Origin of the sequence: Novilysobacter longmucuonensis (assembly GCF_046600735.1) — a bacterium.
GTDB lineage: Bacteria > Pseudomonadota > Gammaproteobacteria > Xanthomonadales > Xanthomonadaceae > Novilysobacter_A > Novilysobacter_A longmucuonensis.
Window position 1 is genome coordinate 1 of sequence record NZ_JBJMAW010000032.1, and the last position, 2,503, is coordinate 2,503.

At 68.3% G+C, this 2,503-nt stretch carries 2 protein-coding genes; one reads left to right on the plus strand and one right to left on the minus strand.

The window, feature by feature from the left end:
- Window positions 1–1,380: ATP-dependent RNA helicase RhlB (rhlB, locus tag ACJQWM_RS14195; RefSeq protein WP_411306922.1), on the minus strand; the 1,380-nt coding region annotated here is incomplete at its 3' end.
- A gap of 290 nt (window positions 1,381–1,670) precedes the next feature.
- Here rhlB and trxA point away from each other — a divergent pair.
- Window positions 1,671–1,997, plus strand: coding sequence for a thioredoxin TrxA (trxA, locus tag ACJQWM_RS14200; protein WP_332708026.1), 327 nt, complete (start codon window positions 1,671–1,673; stop codon window positions 1,995–1,997).
- Window positions 1,998–2,503 lie beyond the last annotated feature (506 nt).

Genomic DNA, 2,503 nt, shown 5'->3' on the forward strand with positions numbered 1-2,503 from the left:
GCGGGGCGCATCGCTGCGCGGGCGACGCGGCCCGCGGCTGGTTTCGCCGCGGCCGCCGCCAGCGCGACCGCCACTGCCGCTGCGACCGCCGCCACGGCGCTCCTCGTCGGCCGCACGCTGCTCGCGCGCTTCCTTGAAGATCGCGCCGATGCTTTCCTCCTCGCCGCTCTCGCCCTCGACCGGCACCCGCGGCTTGCGCGGCAGCGAGACCAGCAGGTCAGCATCGACCGCCGACACTGGCAGCTTCTGCTCGATGAAGGTCTCGATGTCCGGCAGGCTCATCGCGTAGCGCTCGCAGGCAAAGCTGATCGCATCGCCCTCGGCGCCCAGACGCGCGGTGCGGCCGATGCGGTGCACGTAGTCCTCGGCATCGAACGGCAGGTCGTAGTTGTAGACGTGGCTGACGCCGTCGATGTGCAGGCCGCGCGCGGCGACGTCGGTCGCGACCAGCAGTTCCAGCTGGCCCTTCTGGAACTTGGCCAGCAGCGATTCGCGCTTCTTCTGCGGCACATCCCCTGAAAGCACGCCGACCTTGTAGCCGCCGCGCTCCAGCGCCCGCGCGACGCGCTCGACCCAGGCCTTGGTGTTGACGAACACCATCGTGCGCGCGCCCTCGCTGCGCGACAGCAGGCCCAGCAGCAGCGGGATCTTTTCCTCGTCGGCGGGGAAATACACCTGCTGGCGGACCTTGGCATTGGTGATGAACTCGGTCTCGACCACGAGCTTCTCGGGCTCGTTCATGTGCTCGTAGGCGAGCTCCAGCACGCGGTGACTCAGCGTGGCCGAGAACAGCAGGGTCTGCCGCTCGGTGCGGATCGGCATGCGCCGCAGCAGGAAGCGGATGTCCTTGATGAAGCCCAGGTCGAACATGCGGTCGGCTTCATCCAGCACGCACATCTCGCAGGCGTGCAGCGACACCACCTTGTGCTGCTTGACGTAGTCGATCAGGCGGCCCGGGGTGGCGATGATGACGTCGACGCCCTGCTGCAGCAGCTCGCGCTGCTTGTCGTAGTCGACCCCGCCGTAGACCAGGGCGAACTTAAGGCCGAGCTCGCTGCCGAACTTGACCGCATCCTTGTGGATCTGGATCGCCAGCTCGCGGGTCGGCGCCAGGATCAGTGCGCGCGGGTCCTCGGGCTTGCGGTCGGCCAGCGCCGGGCGGATCAGCAGGCGGTTGATCACCGCCACCAGGAACGCCAGGGTCTTGCCGGTGCCGGTCTGGGCCTGGCCGGCGACATCGCGGCCGGTCAGCGCGATCGGCAGGGTCATCGCCTGAATCGGGGTGGTGCGGGTGAAACCGGCCGATTCGAGCCCGGCCAGCAGGGTCGGGTGCAGGTCGAACGAGGAAAAGGTGATATCGGTGAGAGGCTTGTCGCTCATACGGGCATACGTTCCGGTCGGGGACTTCTCAGTCAGGGAGGACGCGCGCGGCGCAGGTCGTATGGGGCCGCGCTTGCGTGGGTGGCGTCGCCGAAGCAGACTGCCGGGGTCGGCCAGATTTTCGTCCTGACCGCAGGCGCAGCGCCCTTGAAGCCGCCGCGAAACGCCCCAGTTTAACGCAACCCCTTCCTTATAACCGCGCGGCACCGGCCGACCCGTACCAACCCGGGCCACCGATCGAACGCCGGCCACCCGGCACCCACCGCGCGCCGCCCCCGCAGGAGAGCCCCGTGAGCGAGAAAGTGATGCATGTCGGCGATGCCGATTTCGACAGCGCCGTGCTGCAGTCGTCCGAGCCGGTACTGGTCGACTTCTGGGCCGAATGGTGCGGCCCGTGCAAGATGATCGCGCCGGCGCTGGACGAGCTGGCCGAAACCTATGCGGGCAAGGTCAAGATCGCCAAGCTCAACGTCGACCACAACCGCAACACCGCGATGAAGTACCACGTGCGCTCGATCCCGATGCTGCTGCTGTTCAAGGACGGCCAGGTCCAGGCCACCCAGATCGGCGCGGTCGGCAAAGCCCAGCTCGGCCAGATGATCGACAAGGCGCTCTGAAGCGGCGATCCGAGGCAGCGCGCCTTGTGGCAAGCCGGTTGTTTGCCGGGCGCGCGTTCGCCTTCTGTAGGAGCGGCTTCAGCCGCGATCTGATGCTTGGCCGCTCGCGCCGGTTCTGGTTCGCGGCTGAAGCCGCTCCTACAGAAGAACCCGGAGGCCTGCAGCAGCGAGCATCGATCGTGAACGCCCCGCGCCGGAATCGCTTGCTGCCGCGCAACAGCGGTGCTAGTTTCATGAAACCGGCGTGTTTCAGGCGCCGCACCCCTTCTTGATCAACCACGTCCCCGACGTTCCGCTCGCCACTGCGAGCGCTCGCCGCTTAGCGAGGAATCCACGCTTGTCCGATAACACCCCCGACGCCGGCGATACCGCCGAAAAGCGCGTGCGAAAGCCGCGCGCCAGCAAGGCCGACGCACCGTCGGCCGCCCCATCCGGCTCCAGCGACTCCGGCCCCGCGCAGCAGTCCGGCCCGGCGCAGTCCGGCGCGAGCCAGTCCGCGCCGCCCC